The 25,904-nt window shown below is 32.3% G+C and carries 23 protein-coding genes; 14 read left to right on the forward strand and 9 right to left on the reverse strand.

Annotated elements, in window-relative coordinates:
• Positions 1-8: 8 nt before the first annotated feature.
• The 6 genes from FHK87_RS24305 to FHK87_RS24330 all read right to left on the reverse strand — a co-directional run bounded on the left by FHK87_RS24305 (position 9) and on the right by FHK87_RS24330 (position 3,198).
• Positions 9-308: a hypothetical protein gene (locus FHK87_RS24305; RefSeq protein WP_140597487.1), complete on the reverse strand. Its 300-nt coding sequence runs from the start codon at positions 306-308 to the stop codon at positions 9-11.
• Positions 305-766 carry a Coq4 family protein gene (locus tag FHK87_RS24310; protein WP_140597488.1) on the reverse strand — a complete coding sequence of 154 codons (462 nt, stop codon included), beginning with the start codon at positions 764-766 and terminating at the stop codon, positions 305-307. Before FHK87_RS24310 ends, FHK87_RS24305 begins: the two co-directional genes overlap by 4 nt.
• A 57-nt stretch (positions 767-823) precedes the next feature.
• On the reverse strand, positions 824-1,123 hold the full coding sequence (locus tag FHK87_RS24315; RefSeq protein WP_140597489.1) for a winged helix-turn-helix domain-containing protein: 300 nt from the start codon (positions 1,121-1,123) through the stop codon (positions 824-826).
• Between the two features lie 25 nt (positions 1,124-1,148).
• Positions 1,149-1,751, reverse strand: coding sequence for a hypothetical protein (locus FHK87_RS24320; protein ID WP_140597490.1), 603 nt, complete (start codon positions 1,749-1,751; stop codon positions 1,149-1,151).
• Positions 1,752-1,817: 66 nt separating this feature from the next.
• Positions 1,818-2,213 (reverse strand): hypothetical protein, encoded by a 396-nt coding sequence (locus FHK87_RS24325; RefSeq protein WP_140597491.1) that lies wholly within the window; start codon positions 2,211-2,213, stop codon positions 1,818-1,820.
• A gap of 55 nt (positions 2,214-2,268) precedes the next feature.
• Positions 2,269-3,198 carry a LysR substrate-binding domain-containing protein gene (locus FHK87_RS24330; protein WP_140597492.1) on the reverse strand — a complete coding sequence of 310 codons (930 nt, stop codon included), beginning with the start codon at positions 3,196-3,198 and terminating at the stop codon, positions 2,269-2,271.
• A 104-nt stretch (positions 3,199-3,302) separates the two neighbouring features.
• On the opposite strand from FHK87_RS24330, the gene FHK87_RS24335 reads away from it, so the two are divergent.
• The 4 genes from FHK87_RS24335 to FHK87_RS24350 all read left to right on the forward strand — a co-directional run bounded on the left by FHK87_RS24335 (position 3,303) and on the right by FHK87_RS24350 (position 6,612).
• Positions 3,303-4,826 carry a catalase gene (locus tag FHK87_RS24335; RefSeq protein WP_140597493.1) on the forward strand — a complete coding sequence of 508 codons (1,524 nt, stop codon included), beginning with the start codon at positions 3,303-3,305 and terminating at the stop codon, positions 4,824-4,826.
• 106 nt (positions 4,827-4,932) lie between these two features.
• On the forward strand, positions 4,933-5,586 hold the full coding sequence (locus FHK87_RS24340; protein ID WP_140597494.1) for a VOC family protein: 654 nt from the start codon (positions 4,933-4,935) through the stop codon (positions 5,584-5,586).
• Positions 5,587-5,669: 83 nt separating this feature from the next.
• Positions 5,670-6,194 (forward strand): ankyrin repeat domain-containing protein, encoded by a 525-nt coding sequence (locus tag FHK87_RS24345; RefSeq protein ID WP_226294410.1) that lies wholly within the window; start codon positions 5,670-5,672, stop codon positions 6,192-6,194.
• A gap of 58 nt (positions 6,195-6,252) precedes the next feature.
• The gene (locus FHK87_RS24350) at positions 6,253-6,612 is read left to right on the forward strand and encodes a DUF1801 domain-containing protein (protein ID WP_140597495.1); all 360 of its coding nucleotides are present in this window, start codon (positions 6,253-6,255) and stop codon (positions 6,610-6,612) included.
• A gap of 2 nt (positions 6,613-6,614) precedes the next feature.
• Here FHK87_RS24350 and kdsA read toward each other — a convergent pair whose 3' ends face one another.
• Positions 6,615-7,433, reverse strand: coding sequence for a 3-deoxy-8-phosphooctulonate synthase (kdsA, locus tag FHK87_RS24355; protein ID WP_140597496.1), 819 nt, complete (start codon positions 7,431-7,433; stop codon positions 6,615-6,617).
• Between the two features lie 297 nt (positions 7,434-7,730).
• On the opposite strand from kdsA, the gene typA reads away from it, so the two are divergent.
• A complete protein-coding gene (typA, locus tag FHK87_RS24360) occupies positions 7,731-9,530 on the forward strand; it encodes a translational GTPase TypA (RefSeq protein ID WP_140597497.1) in 1,800 nt (599 codons plus the stop codon).
• A gap of 734 nt (positions 9,531-10,264) precedes the next feature.
• Here the strand turns inward: typA and FHK87_RS24365 are convergent.
• Positions 10,265-10,948 (reverse strand): cell division ATP-binding protein FtsE, encoded by a 684-nt coding sequence (locus FHK87_RS24365; RefSeq protein WP_140597498.1) that lies wholly within the window; start codon positions 10,946-10,948, stop codon positions 10,265-10,267.
• Between the two features lie 534 nt (positions 10,949-11,482).
• Here FHK87_RS24365 and FHK87_RS24370 point away from each other — a divergent pair.
• The 4 genes from FHK87_RS24370 to FHK87_RS24385 all read left to right on the forward strand — a co-directional run bounded on the left by FHK87_RS24370 (position 11,483) and on the right by FHK87_RS24385 (position 19,267).
• Complete coding sequence (locus FHK87_RS24370; RefSeq protein WP_140597499.1) at positions 11,483-14,497, forward strand: tetratricopeptide repeat protein; 3,015 nt, start codon at positions 11,483-11,485, stop codon at positions 14,495-14,497.
• Positions 14,498-14,528: 31 nt separating this feature from the next.
• A complete protein-coding gene (locus tag FHK87_RS24375; protein ID WP_226294411.1) occupies positions 14,529-16,310 on the forward strand; it encodes a TonB-dependent receptor in 1,782 nt (593 codons plus the stop codon).
• Between the two features lie 184 nt (positions 16,311-16,494).
• Positions 16,495-17,307: a M23 family metallopeptidase gene (locus tag FHK87_RS24380; protein ID WP_140597500.1), complete on the forward strand. Its 813-nt coding sequence runs from the start codon at positions 16,495-16,497 to the stop codon at positions 17,305-17,307.
• 166 nt (positions 17,308-17,473) lie between these two features.
• On the forward strand, positions 17,474-19,267 hold the full coding sequence (locus FHK87_RS24385; protein ID WP_140597548.1) for a DUF885 domain-containing protein: 1,794 nt from the start codon (positions 17,474-17,476) through the stop codon (positions 19,265-19,267).
• 63 nt (positions 19,268-19,330) lie between these two features.
• Here the strand turns inward: FHK87_RS24385 and FHK87_RS24390 are convergent, their stop codons facing one another.
• Entirely contained in the window at positions 19,331-20,524 is a 1,194-nt protein-coding gene (locus FHK87_RS24390; protein ID WP_140597501.1) for a DUF418 domain-containing protein, read from the reverse strand.
• A 159-nt stretch (positions 20,525-20,683) separates the two neighbouring features.
• Between FHK87_RS24390 and FHK87_RS24395 the strand changes: the two genes are divergently transcribed.
• From FHK87_RS24395 to FHK87_RS24415, 5 genes are all read left to right on the forward strand, one after another.
• Positions 20,684-22,312: an amidohydrolase gene (locus FHK87_RS24395; protein ID WP_140597502.1), complete on the forward strand. Its 1,629-nt coding sequence runs from the start codon at positions 20,684-20,686 to the stop codon at positions 22,310-22,312.
• Positions 22,313-22,832: 520 nt separating this feature from the next.
• Positions 22,833-23,564 (forward strand): hypothetical protein, encoded by a 732-nt coding sequence (locus tag FHK87_RS24400; RefSeq protein WP_140597503.1) that lies wholly within the window; start codon positions 22,833-22,835, stop codon positions 23,562-23,564.
• Positions 23,551-24,216, forward strand: a complete 666-nt coding sequence (locus FHK87_RS24405; RefSeq protein ID WP_140597504.1) for a hypothetical protein — start codon at positions 23,551-23,553, stop codon at positions 24,214-24,216. Before FHK87_RS24400 ends, FHK87_RS24405 begins: the two co-directional genes overlap by 14 nt.
• Positions 24,174-24,932 (forward strand): sensor histidine kinase, encoded by a 759-nt coding sequence (locus FHK87_RS24410; RefSeq protein ID WP_140597505.1) that lies wholly within the window; start codon positions 24,174-24,176, stop codon positions 24,930-24,932. The genes FHK87_RS24405 and FHK87_RS24410 overlap by 43 nt, the downstream gene beginning before the upstream one ends.
• Entirely contained in the window at positions 24,932-25,609 is a 678-nt protein-coding gene (locus FHK87_RS24415) for a response regulator transcription factor (RefSeq protein ID WP_140597506.1), read from the forward strand. Before FHK87_RS24410 ends, FHK87_RS24415 begins: the two co-directional genes overlap by 1 nt.
• Positions 25,610-25,904 lie beyond the last annotated feature (295 nt).

A 25,904-nucleotide genomic window follows, 5' to 3' on the forward strand; every position in this document is an offset into this window, starting at 1 on the left:
AAATAGGATTAAAAGAAATGATTTTCTACAATGGTTATATATCCTAGCGTAATAGGAATATTTAAAATAATGAGTACAAGGGTGACAAGGTTTTCTTTATAGTGTTTTAGATGAATCAAAGTATTTGCAAAGACACTTATAAAAGATATGGTGTTTAGTGCTAGTGCAATTGTAACATAGATCAGCCCCACAGAAATGAGGGAATTGGATTGACTTACTAAATAAGCGATCAATAAAATGGTGCCAAGAATAAAACTTAAGGCAGCTATAAAAAGAGCATATTTGTTTATCGAATTTGTGATTTTCATAATGATGTGATTAAAAAAGTAGTTTTTAGTTTTTGTACAGATTGGTCTAGAAGCTTTAGATATTCTAATTGATGAAATGGATAAGCTGTTTTTCCTTTTCTCAATGCTCTTCTAAATAGCTTGATTTTATCAGGGTAGCATATTGTTCCAATACCAATTACTGATAGCATATATAGACTGCGTTTACCGTTTCCAAATAAATAGTATTGCATGGCGATTTCTTCATGAACAGAAACTCCGGTATCAGTTAGTACATGAAAAACATCATGATTCTCTAGTTTGGGCTGTGGGTTAAAGTCGTGTTTAAGCAAAAAACACCCCAAATGAAACCCTAAGCTGTATTTAGGATATTTTAATAATGTTTTTGTAGAAATATCCCATTCTGGATTATGTTTAAACCATTTTTGATATGGTTTTTTGCTCCATTCGTATAAAGTTTCCATTATAAGTGCTCTCATCTTTTTAAGTTTTTAAAGTACTTTGAATTTCAAAGTTTAAATTCAAAAAAAATAGTACTATCCCTGTTGTTTTAATAATTTTTCGATGGCTTCGACATGTTTTTTAAAAGCTTCACGACCATTTTTAGTAGCGCTATATTTTGTGTTTGGTTTTCGGCCAATAAATGATTTTTCGACTCTTATATATTCTTCTTTTTCTAAGGCTTTGGTATGGCTTGCCAAATTACCATCAGTTGCGCCCAATAATTCCTTTAATGTTTTAAAATCTGCATATTCATTGACCATAAGAATAGACATGATCCCTAATCGAATTCGATGATCAAAGGCTTTGTTTATGTTGTTAATTATACTACCCATTTTTACTTCTGTAATGCAGGAATTTTTACCCGTGATTAAAGTAAATTAAGCTTCCGTAAATAATATGCATCACTCCAAAGCCAAGTACCCAAAACCAAAAACCATACCCAGGAAATATAGCGCATATCAATCCTAGTAAAATTTCTATGTATCCCAAATACTTTACATTGCCAATAGTATATTTTGAAGCATTTACTAATGCTAAACCATAAAAAATAAGCATCAAAGAACCAGTTAAACCATAATGATTACTAGATATTTTAATGATTATATAAATCCCACCTGTGATTAATGGTACTAAAAAAGCAGAAACCAATCGTTTTGAAGCTCCGTTCCATAAAGGTTCGTTATTTTTTTTGGCTTTTCTGATGCTTAACGAAATTCCGGTTACAATACTTAAAAAAGCAACAATAGCTAGGTCCAGTAAAATATAAGTAAACAATTTACCATCTAATATCACATAATTTCTACCACTTATACTTACTAGATAATATGCCACAGATGCTCCAATCAAGGCATAAATCCCGGCCATGATACCAGATAAACCACTTAGAGAAAAAAAACGAGATGATTTATTCATCATGTCTTTGATTTCACTAATATCTTTTAAGTATTCCGAATTATCCATTTTTAAAGTACTTTGAATTACAAAGTAAATACAAAAAAATGAATCACACAAATTTTTTTACGATTACTAAGAAAGAACTAAGAACATGATAATTCCAAAAAGTAATACACAATAAAAAGGGAGTAATGTTTTTGAAAAAATACCTGATATCCATGTTCTGTTACCTGTATTAAATTGATGGATCTGCATTTTGAAATCAATTTCATCTTCTTTTTTATTGGCAACCGTAGCATACAAGTCTCTGAACATACGTTCTCTTGAAATATAAAACCCATCCATAATCCAAAATGAAAAGAAAATAAGAGTGGTAATGATAATAAATGATGTATTTTTTGAAGATATATAGAGTGCTAATACGGTTGTGATTAATGTTATCGACCATCCTTTTACAATAAAAGAATTAGAATTCATTCTATTAATAATATTTTGGATGAGTTCTAAATGCTTTATTTTCTTTTCCATTATGAAACGATTCGTATTGTCTATTTTAAAATATAAAATACAAAAAGTATCAGAATTATTTCCATCTTACTTTGATATAATTATCAAGTTTTGAAACTTCATCAGGCAAGTTTCTTTTTATGTTTGCCAATAGTGTTTCTATAAGTTTTTCTTTAGTAAAGCTTTTGTTTACGACGAGGCTTATCTCTCTTGTCGGTTTGGGGTTTTGAAAAGGTTTTATGAATGTTCTTTCTGAAGGTTCTAAAACAGACAATTGCGGTACTAAGCTATATCCTAAACCTGCTTTGACTAAATTTTTGATGGTTTGTATAGAACCGCTTTCAAAAACAAAATGTTTATTCTTTTTAGCCTCGCTTTTTTTGCAAATATTTAGTACTTGATTTCTAAAACAATGGCCTTCTTCTAATAATAATAAATCTTCTGGTGTTAAATCATCTTGATGTACAGTATTAGAAGTGCTAAACTGCTTAGGGTTTTTACAGTAAACTAAAAACGGCTCTTGATATAAATGTATTTCTCTCAAGGCTGGATTAGATAATGGTGTAGACAAAATACTAATATCCAAAGTACCATTATGCAGAGCTTCTATAATATGCTCTGTCTGCATTTCTTTGATCACTAAATTGATTTCTGGATTAGCCTTTAAAAAGGTATCTAAAAAAAGTGGTAACAAATATGGCGCTATTGTAGGGATGATTCCTAATGTATATTCACCAGATAATTGTGTTTTTTCATTATAGGCAAATTCTTTAAATTCATTCGTTTCTCTTAGTATAGATCGCGCTTTTGCAATAAGAATTTCACCGATAGGAGTAGGTTCTAGTGGAGTTTTGTCTCTGTTGAAAATAGTGGTGCCAAGTTCTTCTTCTAATTTTTTTACCTGTATAGTAAGCGTAGGTTGTGCCACAAAACATTCTTCTGCTGCTTTTACATAATGTCTTTTATGATCTAGAGCTACAATATATTTAAGTTGTTGGATTGTCATTGTTATTTATTTTGTAAATAAGTGTATATAAATTATTAATTTGATAAATATACTCTTTGATCCGTAGTTTTGCAATACAGACATAATCTTAAAATATATCACACATGAAAAAGCTTTCTTTAATCATCTTAATCCTTTGTAGTGGATTGGGCTATGCACAAGTAATGACAACCAATGGGGGAGTACCCGTTGGGGATAATCAGAACTCAAAAACAGTAGGCGAATATGGTCCTGTTTTGTTAGAAGACATTCATCTTATCGAAAAACTGGCGGCATTTGATCGTGAGCGTATACCAGAGCGTGTCGTACATGCTAGAGGAGCTGGTGCTTTTGGTCATTTTGTAAGTACCAAAGATATGTCCCAGTACACAAAAGCAGTATTATTTTCGGGTAATAGCAAAAAAACCGATGTTGCTGTTCGTTTTTCTACCGTAATTCACGGTAAAGGGTCACCTGAGACAGCAAGAGATCCAAGAGGTTTTGCCGTAAAGTTCTATACAGAAAAAGGGAACTATGATATTGTAGGGAATAATCTTCCTGTATTTTTTATACGAGATGCGATTAAGTTTCCGGATATGGTGCATTCTTTGAAACCTTCACCGGTTACAAATAAACAAGACCCTAATCGTTTTTTTGACTTTTTTACACATGTACCAGAGGCAACTCATATGATCACTCGATTATATACAGATCTAGGAATCCCAAAAGGGTATCAATTTATGAATGGAAGTAGTGTTCATGGGTTTAAATGGGTAAATGCAGAAGGAAAAGTAACCTATGTAAAATATTCTTGGGTAAGCAAACAAGGAGAAGTTAATTTAGATTTAGATCAGGCAGCTGATCAACAATCAAAAGATTGGCAACATGCTACCATAAGTCTTAGAAACGATATTAAAAATAAAAAATATCCAGAGTGGGATTTGTATGTACAGCTTATCAAACCAGAAGACATACATAGTTTTGATTTTTGGCCACTTGATGCTACAAAAGATTGGCCTGCAGATAAAATTGAGAAAATTAAAATCGGTACTATGACCCTTAATAGAAACCCTGTAAATTATTTTCAAGAGGTTGAATCTATTGCAATGGCTCCCGGAAATTTAATCCCAGGAGTAGAAACATCAGAAGATAGATTATTGCAAGGGCGACTATTTTCTTACTTTGATACACAAAGACATCGATTAGGACCAAATAATCAACAAATAGCAGTCAACCAACCAAAGGAAGCAAAAGTAGTAAACTATAATTCAGATAGTTTCTCAAGTGCAGACAATTCAAAATTTCCAAACCCTGATGTTAATTATCAACCAAGTAATAAAGTTGATCTAGCAGAAAATAGTACGTATAAAGACCCGGAGCAAACACTCGAGAATGTAACTATTATGCAAAAGAAAATTTCGAAAACAAATGACTTTGCACAAGCAGGAGATTTTTATAGAACATTATCTGATCAAGAAAAACAAAATTTGATTAAAAATTTAATCAGCGACTTAGGACAGGTTCAAAACAAGAAAATTCAAAAAACAATGATCTCTTATTTTTATAGAGCAGACAGAGATTATGGGATGAGAGTGGCTAAAGCTTTAGGGTTTTCTCAAAAAGATTTTATGTCTGCCGGAGGCAACTAATATAATTTTCTTACAGCCATATTATTTTTGATAGATCATCACTGTTGATCATCTTGAACGGATTTGATCTTCGGTGGTGATTTTTTCCTTTAAATCAACAAAAAATATGAAAATTAATTCATTAACAATTCAAACACCAGATATATCAAAGACAGAACATTTTTATGCTAGTGTTCTTGGATTCGATATTGTTACTAAATCTGATACATCAGTGAGTTTTCAGATTGGGGATACCTTTCTTGAATGTATTTTAGTCGAAAATCAAAACCCAATATATCATCTTGCTTTTAATATCCCAAGAAACCAATTACAAGAAGCTATAGAATGGATGAGCAATAAATTACAATTGTTGACTATAGGGGAAGATGAGGTTGTGACAGAATTTAAAGATTGGAACGCAAAAGCTATTTACTTTTTTGATGATACCGGTAATTTATTAGAATGTATAGCCAGACAAGACTTGCAAAATAATACTGAAACGCCATTTTCAATACATTCAATTTTGAATATTAGCGAAATAGGAATTATAAACGAACAACCTTTGCTATTAGTAAATACATTATTTGAAAAGCATAATATTTCTCTTTTTGATAAAAATAAAAATAGTAATGACTTTGCAACAATAGGTGATGATGATGGATTATTAGTCGTTGTAAAACCAAATAGAAATTGGTATCCTACTCAAATCCCGGCTAAGCAATTTTTTACGAAAATCAAGATCCAGAATAATGATGTGATTACTGATTTGGTTTTTGAATAATCAGCGTCATAACATTTTTAAAAAAACAGAATAAAAATAGAAACAAAACCATTGAATTTTAGAATTTATAAATATCAAATACAATGAAATCAAACCTTATTCTTACAACCTTTATACTAATGTCTTTTTTTGGATATACTCAAGAAGATATCTTTGAGCATAGCAGAAATGGAAATACCAATGCCATCAAAAAATTATATGAATCTAACTCAAAAATCATAGATACAGTTAATCATAAAGGGTTTAGTCCTTTGATATTAGCGGTTTACAATAATCAAATTGAAACGACTACTTATTTATTGGAGCATGGTGCAAATCCTGATGTACAAGATACTTCTGGCAATACGGCACTTATGGGGGCTTGTTTTAAGGGGTATGTAGAAATGATAAAACTGCTCATCAAACATAAGGTAACTGTCGATCAACAAAATTATAATGATGCTACTGCTTTAATATTTGCATCTACGTTTGGTCATACAGAAATTGTAAAAGAGTTACTCAAAAATGGGGCAGATCTTAAAATAAAAGATAACAGAGGTAATAAAGCTGTTGATCATGCACGTATGCAAGGAAATACAGAAATAGTTGCGCTACTAGAAAGTAAATAGTAAAAGCGTTTTGTAATCAACAAACAAAGTATTTATTTTAGGGTACTAAATTTAATCTATGAACCCTGCCGAAAATTATATACTTACTCAGCCAGAGCCTTATAAAACAATACTATTACACCTTCAAGTACTTATAGAAACGACAGTACCGGGAGTAGAATTACTGTACAAATACAAAATTCCATTTTATTACATAGAAAAAAGACCTTTTTGTTATCTTAACGCAACCAAAGGGTATGTCGATGTAGGATTTTGGAATGCAGGCCATATCACAAAAAATATAGAATATATGACGACTGCAGGACGTAAAGTAATGAAATCTATGCGATATAACAGCCTAGAAGATATTCAAGATCAAATCCTAATAGAGATTCTTCAAGACGCTTATAAAGTAAAAGACAAAAAATTCTATAAATAGGCTTACAACTTAATTATAGTTTGACGTATTGCAACAAGGTTAGATAAGAGTTGCTCTAAATATTTTAGATCAAGCATATTAGCTCCATCGCTCTTTGCATTAGCAGGATCAAAGTGTGTTTCTAAAAATAAACCATCAACTCCCGTTGCTATACCTGCTCTTGCAATTGTTTCGATCATTTCAGGACGACCACCTGTAACACCACTGGTTTGATTTGGTTGTTGAAGTGAATGTGTAACATCAAGAACCGTAGTTCCATATTGTTTCATAGTAGGAATTCCTCTAAAATCTACAATCATATCTTGATATCCAAACATAGTACCTCGATCAGTAATCATAGCATTATCATTACCACTATCTTTTACCTTTCGTACAGCATGTTGCATCGCTTCAGGGCTCATAAACTGCCCTTTTTTAAGGTTTACTGTTTTTCCTGTTTTGGCAGCAGCTACTACAAGGTCTGTTTGACGAACTAAAAAAGCAGGAATCTGTAAAATGTCTACATATTCTGCAGCCATAGCGGCATCTTCATTTTCATGTATGTCTGTAATGGTAGGTATTTCAAAAGTTTCTCCAACTTTTCGAAGTATTTTTAAAGCTTTTTCATTTCCAATACCGGTAAAACTATCAATACGACTACGATTTGCTTTTTTAAAAGATCCTTTGAATACATAGGGTATCTTTAATTTAGAAGTAATAGTAACCACTTCTTCAGCAATACGTAATGCCATTTCTTCGCTTTCTATAGCACATGGGCCGGCTAAAAGGAAAAAATTATTGGCTTCGAGATTCTTTAGATTTTTGATATTAGAAAGATCCATATGATAATTTTAAAACGCAAAGATACTTCTTTTACTCGATAATCGAGATTTAAATCCTCTTTGGCTATACTCAAAATTTCAGAGATATTTACTTTACCGATCGTGTGTTGTGAGCTTGTCCAGAGGTAGTAGATTGATTTTGAAATGTATGATATGATCAAGTTTAAAAAAAGTAATGTAGAAGATTCAATACTGGATTATAGATCTTATATCATAAATAACTTTTTAATAATCTTATTTTCGTGTAGAACGTTTCAAAATAACTTGTACCTTTGCACCCTTAAAAATGAGGCGTTTATGACAGCTATAAAAAATATTGCAATAATTGCTCACGTAGATCATGGTAAAACAACTCTGGTTGACAAGATTATGTACCATTGCCAATTGTTTCGCGAAAATGAAAATACAGGCGATTTAATTTTGGATAATAATGATTTGGAGCGTGAAAGAGGAATTACAATTACCTCAAAAAATGTTTCTGTAACCTACAAAGGAACCAAGATTAATATCATAGATACTCCGGGTCACGCCGATTTTGGAGGAGAAGTAGAACGTGTATTAAACATGGCAGATGGTGTTTTATTGCTAGTTGATGCTTTTGAAGGGCCAATGCCACAAACTCGATTTGTATTACAGAAAGCTATCGACTTAAAATTGAAGCCTTGTGTTGTTGTAAACAAAGTAGATAAAGAAAACTGTACGCCGGATGAGGTTCATGAAAAAGTGTTTGACCTTATGTTTGAGTTAGGAGCAGAAGAATGGCAATTGGATTTCCCAACAGTATATGGTTCTGCCAAAAACAACTGGATGAGTGATGATTGGAAAAAAGAAACAGAAAATATAGAACCGTTGCTTGATATGGTTATCGAGCATATTCCATCTCCAAAAGTTGAAGAAGGAACTCCTCAAATGTTAATTACATCTCTTGATTTTTCATCATTTACAGGTCGTATCGCTATCGGTCGCCTACAAAGAGGGACATTGACAGAAGGAATGCAAGTTTCTTTGGTAAAGCGTGATGGTTCTGTGAAAAAATCTAAAATCAAAGAATTGCACACCTTTGAAGGGTTAGGAAGAAGAAAAGTAGAAAAGATTGAAGCAGGAGATATTTGTGCGCTGGTAGGATTAGAAGGTTTCGAGATTGGAGATACTGTGGCAGACATCGAAAACCCAGAAGGACTTGCAACCATTGCAATAGATGAGCCTACCATGAGTATGTTGTTTACCATCAATGATTCTCCGTTTTTTGGTAAAGATGGAAAATTTGTAACTTCAAGACATGTCAAAGAAAGATTAGAAAAAGAGTTAGAAAAAAACCTGGCACTTAGAGTTGAAGAAACAAATAGTGCTGATAAATTTATGGTTTTTGGTAGAGGGGTATTACACCTTTCTGTTCTTATCGAAACAATGCGTCGTGAAGGATACGAATTACAAATAGGGCAGCCACAAGTAATTATCAAAGAAATTGATGGAGTAAAATGTGAGCCTATCGAAGAATTGACTATAGACTTACCCGAGCATGTTTCAGGAAAGGCAGTAGAAATGGTTACGATGCGAAAGGGAGAAATGTTGAGCATGGAAGCTAAAGGTGATCGTATGGTATGCGAGTTTATTATTCCTTCTAGAGGGATAATAGGATTACGTAACCAATTACTAACTGCTACTGCGGGAGAGGCTATTATGGCACACCGATTTAAAGAATATCAACCTCTTAAAGGTGATATACCTGGTCGTATTAATGGTTCTTTGGTCTCTATGGAAAAAGGAACAGCAATCCCATACTCAATAGATAAGTTGCAAGAGAGAGGTAAGTTTTTTATTGATCCGGGAGAAGATATTTATGAAGGACAGGTGATAGGAGAGAACTCCAGAGGAGACGATATGACGGTTAATGTAACCAAAACCAAAAAACTTAGTAACGTTAGATCTGCAGGAGCAGATGACAAAGCTAAAATAGTACCGGCGATTAAATTTTCTTTGGAAGAAGCTTTAGAATATATTCAGAAAGATGAGTATGTAGAAGTAACACCAAATCACTTACGATTACGTAAGGTTTTACTTACAGAAGTAGAGCGTAAACGAAACAAGAGTATATAATCTTATTTTATTTAAAAACAACAAACCCCGAATTTTCGGGGTTTGTTGTTTATTATTAGTACTCTTAAATATATTTTTCTAAGGATTCTTTTCAGTAAATACTGAAAAGAACTTATTTTCTCATAGCATATCTGCTAGCTCCGGGTAGATGAATCAAAAAGTTTCTTAGTGCTTTTATATCCACTACTACAATTCCATAAAATAATCTCATAGCAAATCATTTATACGTTAAACAAAATTTTTAAAGTAGTTGTAGTATTTTCCTACTTGTATAATAAGTACGAGAAGAATAGGAAAGAGTTACATGATTGCCTTCTTTTTATCAAAACTTTAAGTTTTTGATAAACATTACTTTAGTTAATTTTTTTAACAAATAAAAGTAGTTGATTGTCGTTGTGATTTTTATAAAAATAAAGCCTTGAGGTATCTCAAGGCTCTGATATAGATATTTTGGGGTAAATTGGGGCTAATTCCTTATTTTGGGGCGAATTGCCAAGTTTTTCTTTTCTTTTGTAAAGATATTACAAATATAGAGAAGATCACCGTTTCATAACTTGTAAAAAGCATTAAAATATCGGTAAAATACAATTTTTATCGATAAAAGTATTTTTTTTGATTTTTTATCCTTTAATATTTAGACATACTACCTGATATTGAAGCAAAACATAAGTTTGTTTCATTCCTGAGAATAGATAAAAATTAAGGTATGAATACTTGAACAGGTAGGTTCTAAGTTATCCTTTTCTTTGTACTACTTCGAATACCTTATTGCCATCACATTTCAAAGTTTTTGAAGGATATTTAAGTAGCAGTGCATAGTCATGAGTCGCCATTAGAATAGTATTGCCATTTTTATTGATACCCTGTAATACTTCCATTACTTCTACAGAGGTCTGTGGATCAAGATTTCCTGTTGGCTCATCAGCAAGAATTAATTCTGGATCATTCAATAATGCACGTGCGATTGCAATACGTTGTTGCTCACCACCAGATAATTGATATGGAAATTTGAACCCTTTGGTTTTCATACCAACTTTGTCTAAGACATCATCAATTTTTTGATCCATTTCACTCTGATCTGTCCAGCCTGTAGCTTTTAATACAAAAAGAAGGTTATCTTTTACAGTTCGGTCATTTAATAGCTTAAAATCCTGAAAAACAATTCCTAATTTTCTGCGTAAAAATGGTATTTGGTTTTCTTGCAGTGTTGGTAAATCAAAATCTACGATGCTTCCTTCTCCTTCAAGTAGAGGTAAATCCCCATATAGCGTCTTCATAAAACTACTTTTTCCGGTACCGGTTTTTCCGATAAGATATACAAAATCTCCTTTGTGTACTTCTACATTTACATCAGAAAGAATTAAACTTTCTCGTTGATATATTGAAGCATTTTTAAGAGTTAGTACCGTATCAGACATAGTATGCTATAATTCGTAGTTAGTATTTGGTAAAATTAAAAAGTTTTTTGTGTAAACAAAGACTCGCTCACATAATTGTTTGACTATATACAATTGAATAACATTATTACACATCAAATATTTTATAAAACCGCCTTAATTTATCGTTGTTTTCATCTTCGGGATCATAGTCAAAAATATATAAAGACATTATTGAGTCATGATCCTAAAGAATTCATAATTATAAAACTCAAATGTAATTATCTTAAAAATCTTCCGTTATTAGGAAGAAGATTAAACTATCTTTAACATAAAATATATCTAAGGGAAACGATATTTACTCAAATTAAACAATCAATAAGAATTAGGATTAATAAACCGGACTTTGTAGTACTAGATTTTATTAATTTTACACAATATGTATACTATTTTAAGTTTTTACTTGTGATAAATAGTAGGCTTATGTAAGACAATAGGATTTGGGATATACAAATAGACTGAAATAATCAGTATGCAACCCCATCTGGCCTTTTGAATACTAATAAATTAAAACAGATGAAATACATCACTTCGATGCTTTTTGTGTTGGGCGTATCAACATATATTTCTGCACAGCAATCAGCGATTTACACTAATGATCTTGTATTGTACAATAGAGCATTAGAATTATACAATAATAAACAGTTTTTGGCAGCCCAAAATCTTTTTGATAAAGTAAGAGATGAGTCTAATGATGAAAATATAGATTCAAATTGCACGTATTATATAGCCAATTGTGCAGTTTGGTTAAACCAAAGAGACGCAGACCAGCTTTTAGAAAGTTTTGTGGTGCAATATCCTACAAGTATAAAACGTAATGCAGCGTATTTGGATGCTGCTAATTATTATTTTGATAATGGTAAATATGCATATGCCAGAAAATGGTATGAAAAAGTAGATGAAAGCAGCTTGAGCCGATCAGAGAGAGAGCGGTTTGATTTTAATAACGGATATGCATATTTTAAAATTCAACGGTTTAATGAAGCAAAAAAATATCTAAATCGAGTAGAAGATTCGCCAGAATATGGTGCAAAAGCCAAATATTATTTAGGGTTTATTGCATATGAAGGCGATAACTATCAAGAGGCAGATAAACTTTTTGATGAAGTCAAAGATCTTGATGAATACAACAAAAACCTGTCGTATTTTCAAAGTGATATGAACTTTAAATCAGGAAACTATCAAGAAGCCATAAACGAAGGATTATCTCAATTACCAAAATCAAAACCTTCTGAAAAGTCAGAGTTGAATAAAATAATAGGGGAAAGCTATTTTAAATTAGAAGAGTACGAAAAAGCAATCCCATATTTAAAAGAATACAAAGGCCGAAAGGGAAAATGGAATAATACAGACTACTATTATCTTGGATATGCATATTATAAACAAGGTGATTACACTAATGCTATTTCAGAGTTTAATAAAATTGTAGATGGTCGTAATGCAACTGCTCAAAATGCATACTACCATTTGGCAGAATCCTATCTCAAGACAGATCAGAAGCAACAAGCACTTAATGCTTTTAAAAATGCCTCAGAAATGGATTTTGATGCCAAGATCAAAGAAGATGCTACTTACAATTATGCAAAACTAAGTTATGAGATCGGAAACTCTTATGAAAGTGCTTCAAAAACATTGTTATCCTATTTAGAGCAATATCCAAATACATCTGCAAAAGAAGAGATCAAAGAATTATTAATTAGCTCTTACATTACTTCTAAAAATTATAAAGAAGCGATGGATTTGCTAGAAGGAAGTAGAAATTTTGCAGACAAAGAAATCTATCAGCAAGTTGCTTTTTATCGTGGAGTAGAATTATATACAGAGAATGATTATCGATCTGCTATAGAATATTTTAATAAATCATTAAAATATCCTACCAATCCTCAGTTTGAAGCCAGAGCAACGTATTGGAAAGCAGAAAGCAATTATTTGCTTACTAATTTTGATGAAGCGTTGATCGATTTTAAACAATTTGAAGGAGCAACAGGGGCTTCTACTGTAAATGAAAGTAAAAATATAAACTATAATCTGGGGTACACGTATTTTAAATTAAAGCAATACGAGCAAGCAGCCAAACATTTTGAAGCGTATACTACACAATCGGATATTGATGATAACAGAAAGACAGATACATATTTAAGATTGGGAGATAGCCATTTCATTTCCAGAAAATACTGGCCAGCAATGGAAGCCTACAATGCTGCAATAAAAGGGAATGGACCTGATGCCGATTATGCACATTATCAGAAAGCAATTAGCTATGGTTTTGTAAATAAACCCAATAAAAAAATCAGCGATCTGGAAATGTTTCTCAAAAAGTATCCTGAATCCGCATATCAGGATGATGCCATGTTTGCTTTGGGAGATGTGTATATATCCGAAAATAAGATTTCTAACGGTATTAGTGCTTATGATCGTTTAGCCAGAGAGATGCCCAACAGTACCTTTGTACCAAAAGCACTGCTAAAGCAAGGGTTGGTTTTCTATAATGGCAATCAAAGTGAAAAAGCATTATCTAAATTTAAAAAAGTAGTAGCAGATTTTCCCGGTACAGACGAAGCTGTACAAGCCGTAAATACAGCAAGACTCATCTATGTAGATTTAGGGAGAACAGAAGAATATTCGGCCTGGGTAAAAGGATTGAGTTTTGTAGATGTTACAGATGCAGATTTGGATAATACCGCTTATGAAGCAGCAGAAAAACAATATTTAGAAAATAATGATGCAGGAGCTATAAACGGCCTAACAAAATATCTCGCAGAATTTCCCAACGGGTTACATGCTGTAAAAAGCCACTTTTATCTGGGGCAATTATACTTCAAAAAGGGAAATAAAAATGAAACCATTCCTCATTACGAATATGTATTGCAAAAAGGGCAAACAGAATTTACAGAACAATCGTTATCAAAACTTGCACAAGTATATTTAGAAAACAAGAAGTATGAGAAAGCCATTCCTGTATTAGAGCGTTTGGAAAATAATGCCAGCCACACGCAGAATACTATTTTTGCGCAATCAAATTTGATGAAATCGTATTATCAGTTGGTTAATTATCCGCAAACGATAGCATATGCAGAAAAGGTACTGGCAAATCCAAAGATTCAAGATGACGTAAAAAGTGATGCGCAGATATTTATAGCGCGTGCAGCATTGCAAACCGCAGACATGCCAAAAGCAAAGCAAGCCTATGCTCAAGTACAAAAGATAGCAAAAGGAGAACTTGCTGCAGAAGCGTTGTATTATGATGCGTATTTCAAAAATCAAGAAAAAAATTACAAAGCTTCAAACGAGACAATACAACAACTGTCAAAAAACTATTCTGGGTATAGGTTGTATGGTGCAAAAGGTTTGGTATTGATGGCAAAAAATTTCTACGGACTTAAAGATGCCTATCAAGCTACATATATTTTAGAAAGTGTGATCAAAAACTTTACAGATTATCCCGATGTTATTGAAGAAGCACGTACAGAATTAAAAATGATCAAAGCAGAAGAAGCTAAGACTAATTCATCCATCCAGACAGAACAATAAATAACAATAAAGTATAAAAGATCAGTATCTTATGACTAGATATTTTCATAATAGAAATACCCCCAACCGTTTTTTGATTTTTCCAAAATCAGTAATCACACTTTTAGTTTTTGCATTTTGGGGGATGACCGGGATTTCACAAGAAAAACAAAGCGATAGCTTGGATACAGAACGTGTAGTTGTAGTAAAAGCATATACACCTACAATAGGAGATGCATTTAAAATAAAAGCCACACCTACATTAAATGATTCGATCACCCAACAAAAGAAACCAATACAATACAATATTTTTTCGGTTCCCGTAGCGTCTACATTTACTCCGGCAAAAGGTAGAGCTGCTAATATTGATCGTCCCAAACCCATTGATATTTATGATAATTATGCAACATTAGGTTTTGGTAACTTTACTTCTGTATTAGCAGAGTTTTATAGTAACTTTCAATTAAATCGATCGGATAATTTAGGAATATATCTTCATCATAACTCTGCACAAGGAGATATAGATGATGTAGTATTGGATAATAAATACTATAATTCTGTCCTAGATGCTACATATACTTCGCGTACAAGAGATTATACTTATGGTATCGAAGTAGGTGCAGAACACCAGTTATACAATTGGTATGGTTTGCCAAATCCTTCTCAGTTTACTGCAGAGCAGATAGACGCAATCGATCCTCAGCAAAACTACTTTGGAGTCAAATTAGGAGGAAAAGTTCAATTTGATGACCTTTATTTTAAGAAAGCCTCTTTGCAATACCGTTTTTTTGGCGACGATCAAAGTTCTGTAGAACATCATGTAGTTGCAAAACCCACTTTTGAATTTGAAATGGGAGATAATTTGATCACTACAGATGTAATTATAGATTACCTGAGTGGTAGTTTTGAGCGAGATATCGATGTTGCTACGCAAACTCCAAATGAATATGGGATAGTAAATCTTGGAGTGAGTCCCAGCTTATCGATATTAAGAGATGATCTAACCCTAAATCTAGGTGCTGCTGTATATTACAGTATAGATACAGAAAATAGCGATAATGATCTCTTTATTTATCCCAAAGTAACAGCCTCATATCGATTGCTGGAAGAATCTGTAATCGCTTACGGAGGAGTAGAAGGAGATTTAAAACAAAACTCGTATAGAGATGCAGTACAAGAAAACCCTTCTGTGTCTCCTACTTTAATTATAGAACCTACGAATATGCTTTTTGACGCTTATGTTGGGATAAAAGGAAAAATATCTGAGGTGTTGAGTTATAACTTTAGAGGAAGCTATATTACAGAAGACGAAAAACCATTGTTTGTTAATAATCCTTCTACGACACTTCGATTAGAAGGATTTGATTACGGTAACTCATTTTCATATCGTTATGATGATATCAATACTCTGGTGGGGTATGGAGAATTAAATCTTGAAATCAATAAAAAATTTAAGCTAGGTGCTTCAGTAGAATATTTTAATTATGATACAGAAGACGAACAAGAAGCTTGGAATTTACCAGAAATAAAAGCTTCTGTCTTATTAGATTATCAAATCAATACCAAATGGTATGCAGGAGCGCAACTATTTTATGTAGGAGAGCGTAAAGATATTAATAATCAGGTAGCCTCATTACCCAATAACCCAGTTTCCACTGTTACACTTGATGCATTTTTTGATGCTAATGTAAATGTAGGGTATCGTCTTAATGATCAATTGTCATTTTTTGTAAAAGGAAATAATCTAGGAGGAGAAAATTATGAACGCTGGGCAAATTTTCCTGTTCAGGACATACAAATTTTAGGAGGAGTTACGTATAAATTTGATTATTAGTTATCTTTAATCCATATTGTGGAGTTTATTCTCTGGTGCTTCTTGCCTCAAAATCCAAATTTTGATTGGATACCTTGTAGGTTTGTATGAAGGAGCAAAAGGTATGTATTTAATACCAAAGATATCTAGAATATCTTCGGTATTATTTTTGATAAAATAGAATAGATATTAACCTCTTGATCATATGAAAGTTATTCTACCCCTTTGCTTTTTATTGTTTTCAACAGTTTTATTTGCACAAGATAATTTTAAACTTTACCATCAACAAACCGAAAATGGATTTGTAATTCTTGCAGATAATGACGAGTTCAGTCCGGTTTCTGTACAAATGAACTTTAGATTAGAAAACTTAAATTCTACAAAAGGAAATAATAAGGTTTTTGTAATTCCGGCTAGGACAAAAAAGCATATAATCACCAATTTAGAAGTTATTGACCGAAAAAAGAGGATTAAACTGGGTTATGAGTCTACTTATAATCATGGTAATCATCTTCTTAAAAAATACGATCAAAACTTTAAGTATTACCTGCCTTTTAAAAAAGGGAGCACGCATTGGGTATCACAAGGATATAACGGCGCGATTTCTCACAAAAATGAAAACGCATTGGATTTTAAAATGCCAATAGGAACTAAGGTTTATGCTGCCAGAGGCGGTGTCGTTGTTGATATAGAAGAAAGTTACAGTAAAAATTGTACATCAGCGGAGTGTGCTAAATACAATAATTTTATTTTGATCTATCATGATGATGGCACATTTGCAGAGTATACGCATATCAAAGAAAATGGAGCCCAGGTTACAATTGGCGATAAAATAAATATTGGTCAATTTATAGGATATAGTGGTAATGTAGGATGGGCCACAGGGCCTCATCTTCATTTTATAGTATTTTTTCAAAGATTGAAAGAAAGAGTAACACTAAAGACCAAATTCTTAACAGGAAAAGGCGATAAAACAGAACAACTTATCGAGAAACAAGAATATACAAGATCATATTAAGGTACGGATCATTTTTCTAAAACTAAATACATTGTAATTATATTTTGAAACTCTGTTTTAGGAATATTATAGGAAAATTTATCAAAGATAGATACTTCAAAAGACCTATAAAATTCGCTATATTTCGACTTTAAACACTTAAAAAGTACGTAATATCAATATCATGATGAAAAAAAATCTGGTTTTGGCATGTCTTACTATTGCTTTAACGGCCTGTAAGAATGATACCAAAACAAATACACCTGTAGTAGAAGAACAAGTTAATGTAAGTGAAGAATTCAATAAAATGTTGGGTGATTACTATGAAGAAGGATTACAACTCAATCCGGTTCAAGCTACTTTTGCAGGAGATAATCGTTATAACGATCAGTTTCCAAATCCTTTGGCACAAGAAACTGTAGATAAGAGTAAAGCTTACTATAAGAAGTATAAAGAAGCTGTGAACAAATTTAATGATAGCACACTTACAGATAGTGAAAAGATGACAAAAGCGATTCTGAACTGGGAGTGTGACATGAATTTAGAAGGATTTAATTTTAATCAGGATTATTTTCCAATTGATCAAATGTGGTCTATTAATTTGGTAGCAGGTCAATTAGCTAGTGGTGCTAGTGCACAACCATTCAAAACTGTTGAAGATTATAAAAATTGGCTCAAACGATTAGAAGGATATCTAGCATGGATGGCATCTGCCGAATCCAAGATGCAAGAAGGGATGCAAAAAGGATTTGTATTGCCAAAATCACTGATTGTAAAAGTGATTCCTCAGTTAGAAGCATTAACCGTAGAAGATCTTGATCAACATCTTTTTTACAGTCCGGTTAAAAATTTTCCGGAAAGCTTTTCTGATGAAGAAAAGAAAGAATTGACAGTATTGTATTCTAAAATGGTTTCAGAAAGAATCATTCCTGCTTATAAGAAGCTTCATGATTTTATGAAAACCAAATATTTACCAGAGGGTAGAACAACTTCGGGTATCGCCGGTATTCCTAATGGAGAAGATTTTTATAAATACCAGATCAAAAAATATACAACAACAGATATGACGGCAGAAGAGATTCATGAATTAGGGCTCGCAGAAGTAGCACGAATTTCTTCAGAAATGGAAAAAATAAAAGAACAAGTTGGATATAAAGGTGATCTGAAATCATTCTTTAATCATGTTCGCAATAAAAAAGAATTAATGCCTTTTAAAGATCCAAAAGAGGTTATTGATAATTTTAATGCCATCCATGATCGAATGAAACCTCAAATTGAAAAATTGTTTGATGTAAAACCTAAAACACCTTTTGAGGTTCGTCGTACAGAGGCTTTTCGCGAAAAGTCTGCCAGTGCAGAATATAATCCCGGATCTTTAGATGGTACTCGCCCCGGTATTTTTTATACTCCGATACCAGACGTAACCAAGTATAATGTATATAGCGATGAGTCATTGTTTTTACATGAAGCCATTCCTGGACATCATTATCAAATCTCATTAACTCAGGAGAGCGAAATATTGCCTCAATTCAGAAAAACACTATGGTATAGTGGTTATGGAGAAGGTTGGGCGTTATATAGCGAATCTTTGGGTAAAGAATTAGGATTATACACAGATCCATATCAATATTTTGGAATGTTGGGAGCAGAAATGCACAGGGCAGTACGTTTGGTGGTAGATACAGGATTGCACGCCAAAGGTTGGACTCGTGAGCAAGCGATACAATACTCTTTGGATAATGAAGCAGAGTCTGAGGCTGGAATCACTTCAGAAATTGAGCGTTATATGGCTAATCCTGGGCAAGCATTATCTTATAAAATTGGACAATTAAAGATTAGAGAATTGCGCGCAAAAGCAGAGAAAGAATTAGGGGATAAATTTGATATCAGGCAATTTCATAATCAAGTATTAGAAACAGGTTGTGTGCCATTAGCTCTATTAGAAAATAAAATCAATATCTGGATTACTGCTAGTAAATAGTAGTATAATAAACATATTACAAAAACCTCTTGAGTAATAATCTTCAAGAGGTTTTTTTTAATCCTATTTTCTTATAGAAAACACTTTTTTGTACGTTAAGCACCTCCAGATCCATTCTAAAGGACCAAACTGAAAATACGATAACCATAACTTGCTGAGTATAATCTGCACCCCAAATACAAGGATTGCAGCAAGTAACAACTCTGAAGGGCTTAATGTTTGATATAATGATAACCCAACAGAAGAAAATAAAATTAAACCGATACCACTATGCATAATATAATTTGTGAGCGCCATTCTTCCTACATGTCGTAATGGAGAAAGAAAACGTTTTAGAGTTGCACTGTGATAATAACACCATGCGATTAACCATAGGTAAAATAATCCCATTATAGTATCTGAGATTACCATTGTTTTAATAAAAAACGGATGAAACTCCCTATACATAGCAGTGCTAGGTAAAATAAATAGAAATAGTATTCTATATACGTTAGAAACGATAACAATACTTAGCATCGGTATTTTTATTCTGATGATCCACTCTTTTATAGAATATATAAGTTGATTTTTACCAAAATATAACCCTAACAAAAACATTGATAAGGCTATTGGTGCTAAAATTGACAAGAGCATGGGTAAATTTGATAAATAATCCATAACCCTGAGGACAAGACCTTCTATATAAGATCCGTTTCTTATGGTTGTAACAATCTTATCCGAAGGGTAATCTCTTAAGTAATACATAGGATCATAATCAAAAATATTGAATAAAAATTCTGCTATTTGATCATAAAACGGAAATACAAAAAGTAAGATCGATAAGCATAAGATAAATGTATTCGAAGCTCTGATAAGTAGTATGGTAAAGAGTCCTAATATTGCGTAGAGATGAATCACATCCCCGGGCCATAATAGTACGATATGTAAAACACCAAAAATAAATAAAACGAGCATTCTTCTGCTCAAAAAAGAAAAAGTAAACTGATTTTTAGAATGCAACTTTAGCGCTTGCATTGATATACCTAATCCAAATAAAAAAGAAAAAATCGGAAAGAATTTTGTGTAGAAAAATAATTGAAAAATTCGGATAGCCAACAGATCAACATCGGATGTCCATTGTTGATTATATGAATCCTGATTCGCAAATACACAATTCATAACTTCTATGTTTACAACAAAGATTCCAAAAACAGCAAATCCTCTAAAAATATCTAAAAGTTCAATTCGCCTTTGACCTAAAGTAGGTTGATGATTCATAGTACTACTTCAAATTTAGAGTATAAAGATATAAGCTTTATGGATAGTGCTCTAAATTAATACTGTCATCTCTTATCTATTACTGATATTAAGAAAATATTAACTTTTAAACACTATTGATATGCCTATTTTTAGCGCTAGACAAAAACTCAACACCCAATGAAAAAGAAAGTAATATTATTTTTTGCTAGTATCACCATACTTATTTCCTGTACACTACCCAAAGAAAAAGTAGATGTATTAGTCATAAATGCAAATGTTTATACTGTTGATGATACCACTCCAAAAGCAGAAGCATTTGCTGTAAAGGATGGAAAGTTTATTGCTATTGGTAATAGTAAAGAACTTTTAGAGAAATTTGAAGCTTCAGACACCATAGATGCGGAAAGAAAGACAATTATTCCCGGTTTGATTGATGCCCATTGCCATTTTTATGGATTAGGATTGCAACAACAAAAAGTGAATTTGATAGGAACAAAAAGTTATGATGAGGTCATAGAACGTATTGTAGCTTTTCAGAACGATAAAAAAGTATCCTTTATTACTGGTAGAGGATGGGATCAAAATGATTGGGAGGTAAAAGAGTTTCCTACCAAAGAAAAACTGGATAGCTTATTTCCTGATATTCCCATAGCACTAACCAGAGTAGATGGACATGCAATGCTAATCAACCAGAAAGCATTGGATATGGCAAAGATTACTAAGGATATGGTAGTAGAAGGAGGTGAGATTATCAAAAAAGATGGAAAAATAACAGGAGTATTGGTCGATAATCCTATGGAATTGGTTGAAGCTATTATACCTAAACCTTCTGTAAAAGATGAAATCCAAGCATTAAAAGATGCAGAAGTTATCAACTTTGGTTATGGCTTAACTACAGTAGATGATGCAGGGTTGAGTCCTCATGTAATTAATTTGATTGATAGTTTACAAAAAGCAGGAACATTAAAAATCAGAATGTATACAATGGTTAGCAATGTGCCTGAATATGTAGACTATTATTTAGAAAATGGTGTTTATAAAACAGATAGGCTTAATGTTTCTTCTTTCAAAGTGTACGCAGATGGTGCACTGGGATCTAGAGGAGCAGCTCTCAAAGAACCCTATCATGATCAAAAAAATCATTATGGAGCTATGGTAATTGGGCATGATGATTTTACTGCTCTGGCAAAGCGAATAGCAGCATCTTCTTTTCAAATGAATACACATGCCATAGGAGACTCTGCAAATGCTGTTGTTATCAAAACATATTATGAAGCATTAAAGGGTGAAACAAATAGAAGATGGCGTGTAGAACATGCACAGGTAGTATCACCTGAAGAATTTGAGATGCTTGATGACAATCTAGTAATGAGCGTACAACCTACTCATGCTACCAGTGATATGTATTGGGCAGACGAGCGATTAGGAGAAGAAAGAATCAAAGGGGCATATGCCTATAAACAGTTACTGGAAAAAACAGGTAAAGTAGCATTAGGAACAGATTATCCTGTAGAAAATGTAAGTCCTTTTTATACCTTTTATGCTGCTGTAGCGCGAAAGGACCTAAAACAATACCCGGAGGGAGGTTTTCAAATCAAAGATGCACTTACAAGAGAAGAAACCCTAAAAGGAATGACCATTTGGGCTGCATATAGCAATTTTGAAGAAGAAGAAAAAGGAAGTATCACCCAAGGTAAGTTTGCTGATTTTGTTATTCTCGAAGAAGATATCATGACTGTTAAAGAGGATAGAATTCCAAATATAAAAGTAAACGCAACATATTTGGCAGGAGAAAAAGTGTATTAGATCTATTTTGGATTTTATCGTTTTAAGTTGAAATTTTTTTGAGTTTTTTTTAGCTGGAAAGTGTGTTTTAATTTTTTTACTTTAGTAGAGTTCTATCATCTTCAAATGTTGGATTAATAATTTTTAAGAATAGAAGTGGTTTAAACTTTTTTGATTGAAGCGAGAAATCGTTAATTTTTGATCATTTTGAAGCTTTTTTAGTGTTGCATAGCAGCGCTACGGAACAATAAACTTCATAGAGATGAAATCTATATCAGTACATCTTCTTTCACTTTTATAAATTATTTGGCGATTATTCATTTTTGTTTTTTTGAATTAACACTAATAAAGGTATAAATGAAAAAATGAAAATTCTACAAAGTATTTGAAAATACATTAGTTATGTTTTTTAAAGAATATAAAACTGCATGATTAAGATGTAGTCTATATCAAAAATGCACATCTGATTACATAATATTTAAGTATCTTTGATTTAATTACCTCTTTATGTATTGCCCAACTCTTAAAACAACTAAAGACAATGCAGTTAGAAACTATCAAAAAAGCCATTAGAGAATGGAGAATTTTAAGACAATCTAAAAAAGCTTCTACAGACCTTCTTGGTCAAGGCTCATTATTCCATATTGATGTCAAAAAAGTATTAGAGGTTTCTTCAAGAATCGATCCGATTGATCCTACATATATTCATGCTTATCTTGGGGTACATGAGGGAAAATTATTATTCTTTTTAATGAATAATATAATGGACAGCGAAATAGAATTCACTAAAGAAGGAAAAAGAATTGAAGATTTCATAGTTGTAGAAGAAGCTATATATATGGATCAAGATCAATTCGCCCCTTTTATTACCACTTCTCAGTCTAGATATTTTAATAGTACAGATGCCATTCCATCTAATGAAGCAATTACAAGAATCATTCACTGGTCTGTGCTTAAAAATAAATGGATCAACAGCGCCATAACAACACCAAATGGCCTTTTTGAGGCTTTTGTCATTCCTTCTGTTGATTTAGAAAAAGAAACAGAGGTTTTTGCTTTGTTTGGTCTAAAGAAAAAAAAGCCTGGTCAATATCCAGAAGCAGAGTTGATAATATGGAATGAAACAAAAGGTTTTTTGTTATCTAATCCTGAAGTAGAATCTTCTTTTGAAGATATTGTTCGCCCTGTTCCTCCATTTGGTCAGGGAATTACGGCAATCAAAAATTTTCATTTAATGCAAGTTTCAGAACTGTCAAGAAGTGTCACTCTATGATATTCTTGAAATAGCTTTATATCTATCTCCAGTCACTTTGATATTTGGAATAGGGATAGGATTATATTATTACAGACATATAACGTCTGTATATAAATTACTTATTGTTTATTTTGTCTTTGGACTTCTGACAGATTTGATCAGTAGGCTCCTTGATGCTTTATATGGAAATAACCTATTGATAATACCAATATATGGACTAATAGAACTAATTATATTTTCATGGATGTATTATAGGTATTTGCTCAAGGACAAGCGTTATATTTTGTTCCCTTTAATGATCATTTCTTTTGTAATTATTGTTATGGATATTATTCATGTTGCTGGTCAAAGCCCAGAACAATTCCAATCTTATGGAATGGTAATAGGAGATATTTCTATTATAATATATACATTTCTTTTTTATGGAAATGTACTTAATGAAAAGGAGCAAAAGGCACATGTATATATGTCGTTAAATGCGACATTGCTGTTGTTTTTTTCAGTTAATCTGTTATTATACTTACCTATCAACCTATTAGTTAATATTAATTCGGAGGTAAAATTTTATTTTTGGGCAATCAATCTTGTCATTACGATCATGTTTTACTCATTTCTTATCTACTTAATATGGAAAAATGGCAGGAACCCGAAACTCTTATACTCTGGTTGAGTATCTCACTATTTCTGATTGTCTCTTTCGCATTGGTTATTATACTATTTACTCGTCTTTATTTCAAAAAAATACTCAAATCAAAGGCCTTGCTTATAAAGACGAAGCTGGAACATCAAAAAAAATTAACGCATATCAGTGTTGAAATTTTAGAGCGAGAACGAAGCAGAATTGCTTTGGAATTACATGATGCACTGATTAATAAATTAAATGTAATGCTTCTTATTTCTTCTTCACACGATCCTGAAAAACACTTTGAAAATAGTATAGCAGAGTGTATTTCACTTACAAGAGAACTATCGCATAACCTGAAGCCACCGTTTATTGAAGAGTTATCCCTTTATGAATTACTGAAAAGTTTATTTTTACCACTAAAATCATCATATCAAGTAAGGTATACCCTATTACGGGACAATACTAATAGCACACTATTATCGGAGCAAAAATTACATTTGCTAAGAGTGGTACAAGAAATCATTAATAATATTATCAAACATGCTCAGGCCACAGAAATATGTTTTTATTTACGAATATCAAATACTACAACGGTATTAAAAATTAGCGATAATGGAGTTGGATTTGATTCTCTCAAGATTCGTGGTTTAGGATTGCAAAACATTGAACTTCGTTTACAAATATTAAATGGAGTATATAAATTTAAGTCAAATCGAAAAGGTACAACTTTTATTGCTTGTGCCCCAGCAACCCAAGAATAATGAACAAACCTCTTTCATTAGCAATAGTTGATGATGACAGCCTGTTGGTGTCATTATTGACTACCTTTTTTAAAAGTCATAATATGATAGTGAGTATATGTGCTAAGAATGGAATAGAGTTTTTTAGTGCATTAAAAAATATAGAATCTCTTCCGGATATTGTGGTGTTAGATCTTCGTATGGAAAAAATGGATGGTATGGAGGTATTGGAATTATTAAAAAATGATTTTCCTGAAGTGAAGATTGCTGTTATTTCTTCATACTACAGTAACTCCTCCATAGGTTTTATGCTTAAGGCAGGAGTCAACGCGTTTTTACCTAAAGGCATATTGCCAGGGCAACTATTGGAAGCAATTCATGAAATAAATAAAAAGGATTTTTACTTTACTTCAGAACAAATAAAGGTATTAAGAGATCAGTTGCCACAAAACCCTTCTGCGAAGCCTCAAATTGTAAGGCATGATCAAATCTCAAAAAGAGAATTTGAAGTGTTGGACTTAATTTGTATGCAACATACTGCAAAAGAAATAGGAGAAAAACTCTTTATAACACAACGGACAGTAGAAGGACATCGAACCAACCTATTATTAAAAACGGGTGTCAAAAATACAGCAGGTTTAGTTATTTATGCTGTAAGAGAAAATTTGTTTGACCCTTCAAAATTAGTATTGTACTAATTTAAATAGATATTAATTCACTATTCTCTATTTTCTTCTATTTAGGAAATTATAAAGATATTAAAAGTTAAACTGGTCTAATTATTCAGGAGTAATCCTGAGGCATTGATATTGTGATGTCTCTTTATATTTTTTGTCTCTTTATATATTAATCTTTTGAAGTACGTATTTTTACCTGTTTTTCTTAATACAGTAATTCTACGCTGATTTTTATAAGAGATTCATGTCATCTTTGCTATGTATTAAGACGTTCGTCACCCTTAATAAAGAAACGTTTCACACTACTTGACGCAGG

It is taken from the genome of Aquimarina algicola (assembly GCF_006443095.1).
Lineage (GTDB): Bacteria > Bacteroidota > Bacteroidia > Flavobacteriales > Flavobacteriaceae > Aquimarina > Aquimarina algicola.

What these genes read in the sequence shown, in the direction of transcription:
- FHK87_RS24305 (WP_140597487.1), bottom strand. Translation starts at nt 308, where the DNA reads ATGAAAATCACAAATTCGATAAACAAATATGCTCTTTTTATAGCTGCC.
- FHK87_RS24310 (WP_140597488.1), bottom strand. Translation starts at nt 766, where the DNA reads ATGAGAGCACTTATAATGGAAACTTTATACGAATGGAGCAAAAAACCA.
- FHK87_RS24315 (WP_140597489.1), bottom strand. Translation starts at nt 1,123, where the DNA reads ATGGGTAGTATAATTAACAACATAAACAAAGCCTTTGATCATCGAATT.
- FHK87_RS24320 (WP_140597490.1), bottom strand. Translation starts at nt 1,751, where the DNA reads ATGGATAATTCGGAATACTTAAAAGATATTAGTGAAATCAAAGACATG.
- FHK87_RS24325 (WP_140597491.1), bottom strand. Translation starts at nt 2,213, where the DNA reads ATGGAAAAGAAAATAAAGCATTTAGAACTCATCCAAAATATTATTAAT.
- FHK87_RS24330 (WP_140597492.1), bottom strand. Translation starts at nt 3,198, where the DNA reads ATGACAATCCAACAACTTAAATATATTGTAGCTCTAGATCATAAAAGA.
- FHK87_RS24335 (WP_140597493.1), top strand. Translation starts at nt 3,303, where the DNA reads ATGAAAAAGCTTTCTTTAATCATCTTAATCCTTTGTAGTGGATTGGGC.
- FHK87_RS24340 (WP_140597494.1), top strand. Translation starts at nt 4,933, where the DNA reads ATGAAAATTAATTCATTAACAATTCAAACACCAGATATATCAAAGACA.
- FHK87_RS24345 (WP_226294410.1), top strand. Translation starts at nt 5,670, where the DNA reads ATGAAATCAAACCTTATTCTTACAACCTTTATACTAATGTCTTTTTTT.
- FHK87_RS24350 (WP_140597495.1), top strand. Translation starts at nt 6,253, where the DNA reads ATGAACCCTGCCGAAAATTATATACTTACTCAGCCAGAGCCTTATAAA.
- kdsA (WP_140597496.1), bottom strand. Translation starts at nt 7,433, where the DNA reads ATGGATCTTTCTAATATCAAAAATCTAAAGAATCTCGAAGCCAATAAT.
- typA (WP_140597497.1), top strand. Translation starts at nt 7,731, where the DNA reads ATGACAGCTATAAAAAATATTGCAATAATTGCTCACGTAGATCATGGT.
- FHK87_RS24365 (WP_140597498.1), bottom strand. Translation starts at nt 10,948, where the DNA reads ATGTCTGATACGGTACTAACTCTTAAAAATGCTTCAATATATCAACGA.
- FHK87_RS24370 (WP_140597499.1), top strand. Translation starts at nt 11,483, where the DNA reads ATGAAATACATCACTTCGATGCTTTTTGTGTTGGGCGTATCAACATAT.
- FHK87_RS24375 (WP_226294411.1), top strand. Translation starts at nt 14,529, where the DNA reads ATGACTAGATATTTTCATAATAGAAATACCCCCAACCGTTTTTTGATT.
- FHK87_RS24380 (WP_140597500.1), top strand. Translation starts at nt 16,495, where the DNA reads ATGAAAGTTATTCTACCCCTTTGCTTTTTATTGTTTTCAACAGTTTTA.
- FHK87_RS24385 (WP_140597548.1), top strand. Translation starts at nt 17,474, where the DNA reads ATGAAAAAAAATCTGGTTTTGGCATGTCTTACTATTGCTTTAACGGCC.
- FHK87_RS24390 (WP_140597501.1), bottom strand. Translation starts at nt 20,524, where the DNA reads ATGAATCATCAACCTACTTTAGGTCAAAGGCGAATTGAACTTTTAGAT.
- FHK87_RS24395 (WP_140597502.1), top strand. Translation starts at nt 20,684, where the DNA reads ATGAAAAAGAAAGTAATATTATTTTTTGCTAGTATCACCATACTTATT.
- FHK87_RS24400 (WP_140597503.1), top strand. Translation starts at nt 22,833, where the DNA reads ATGCAGTTAGAAACTATCAAAAAAGCCATTAGAGAATGGAGAATTTTA.
- FHK87_RS24410 (WP_140597505.1), top strand. Translation starts at nt 24,174, where the DNA reads ATGGAAAAATGGCAGGAACCCGAAACTCTTATACTCTGGTTGAGTATC.
- FHK87_RS24415 (WP_140597506.1), top strand. Translation starts at nt 24,932, where the DNA reads ATGAACAAACCTCTTTCATTAGCAATAGTTGATGATGACAGCCTGTTG.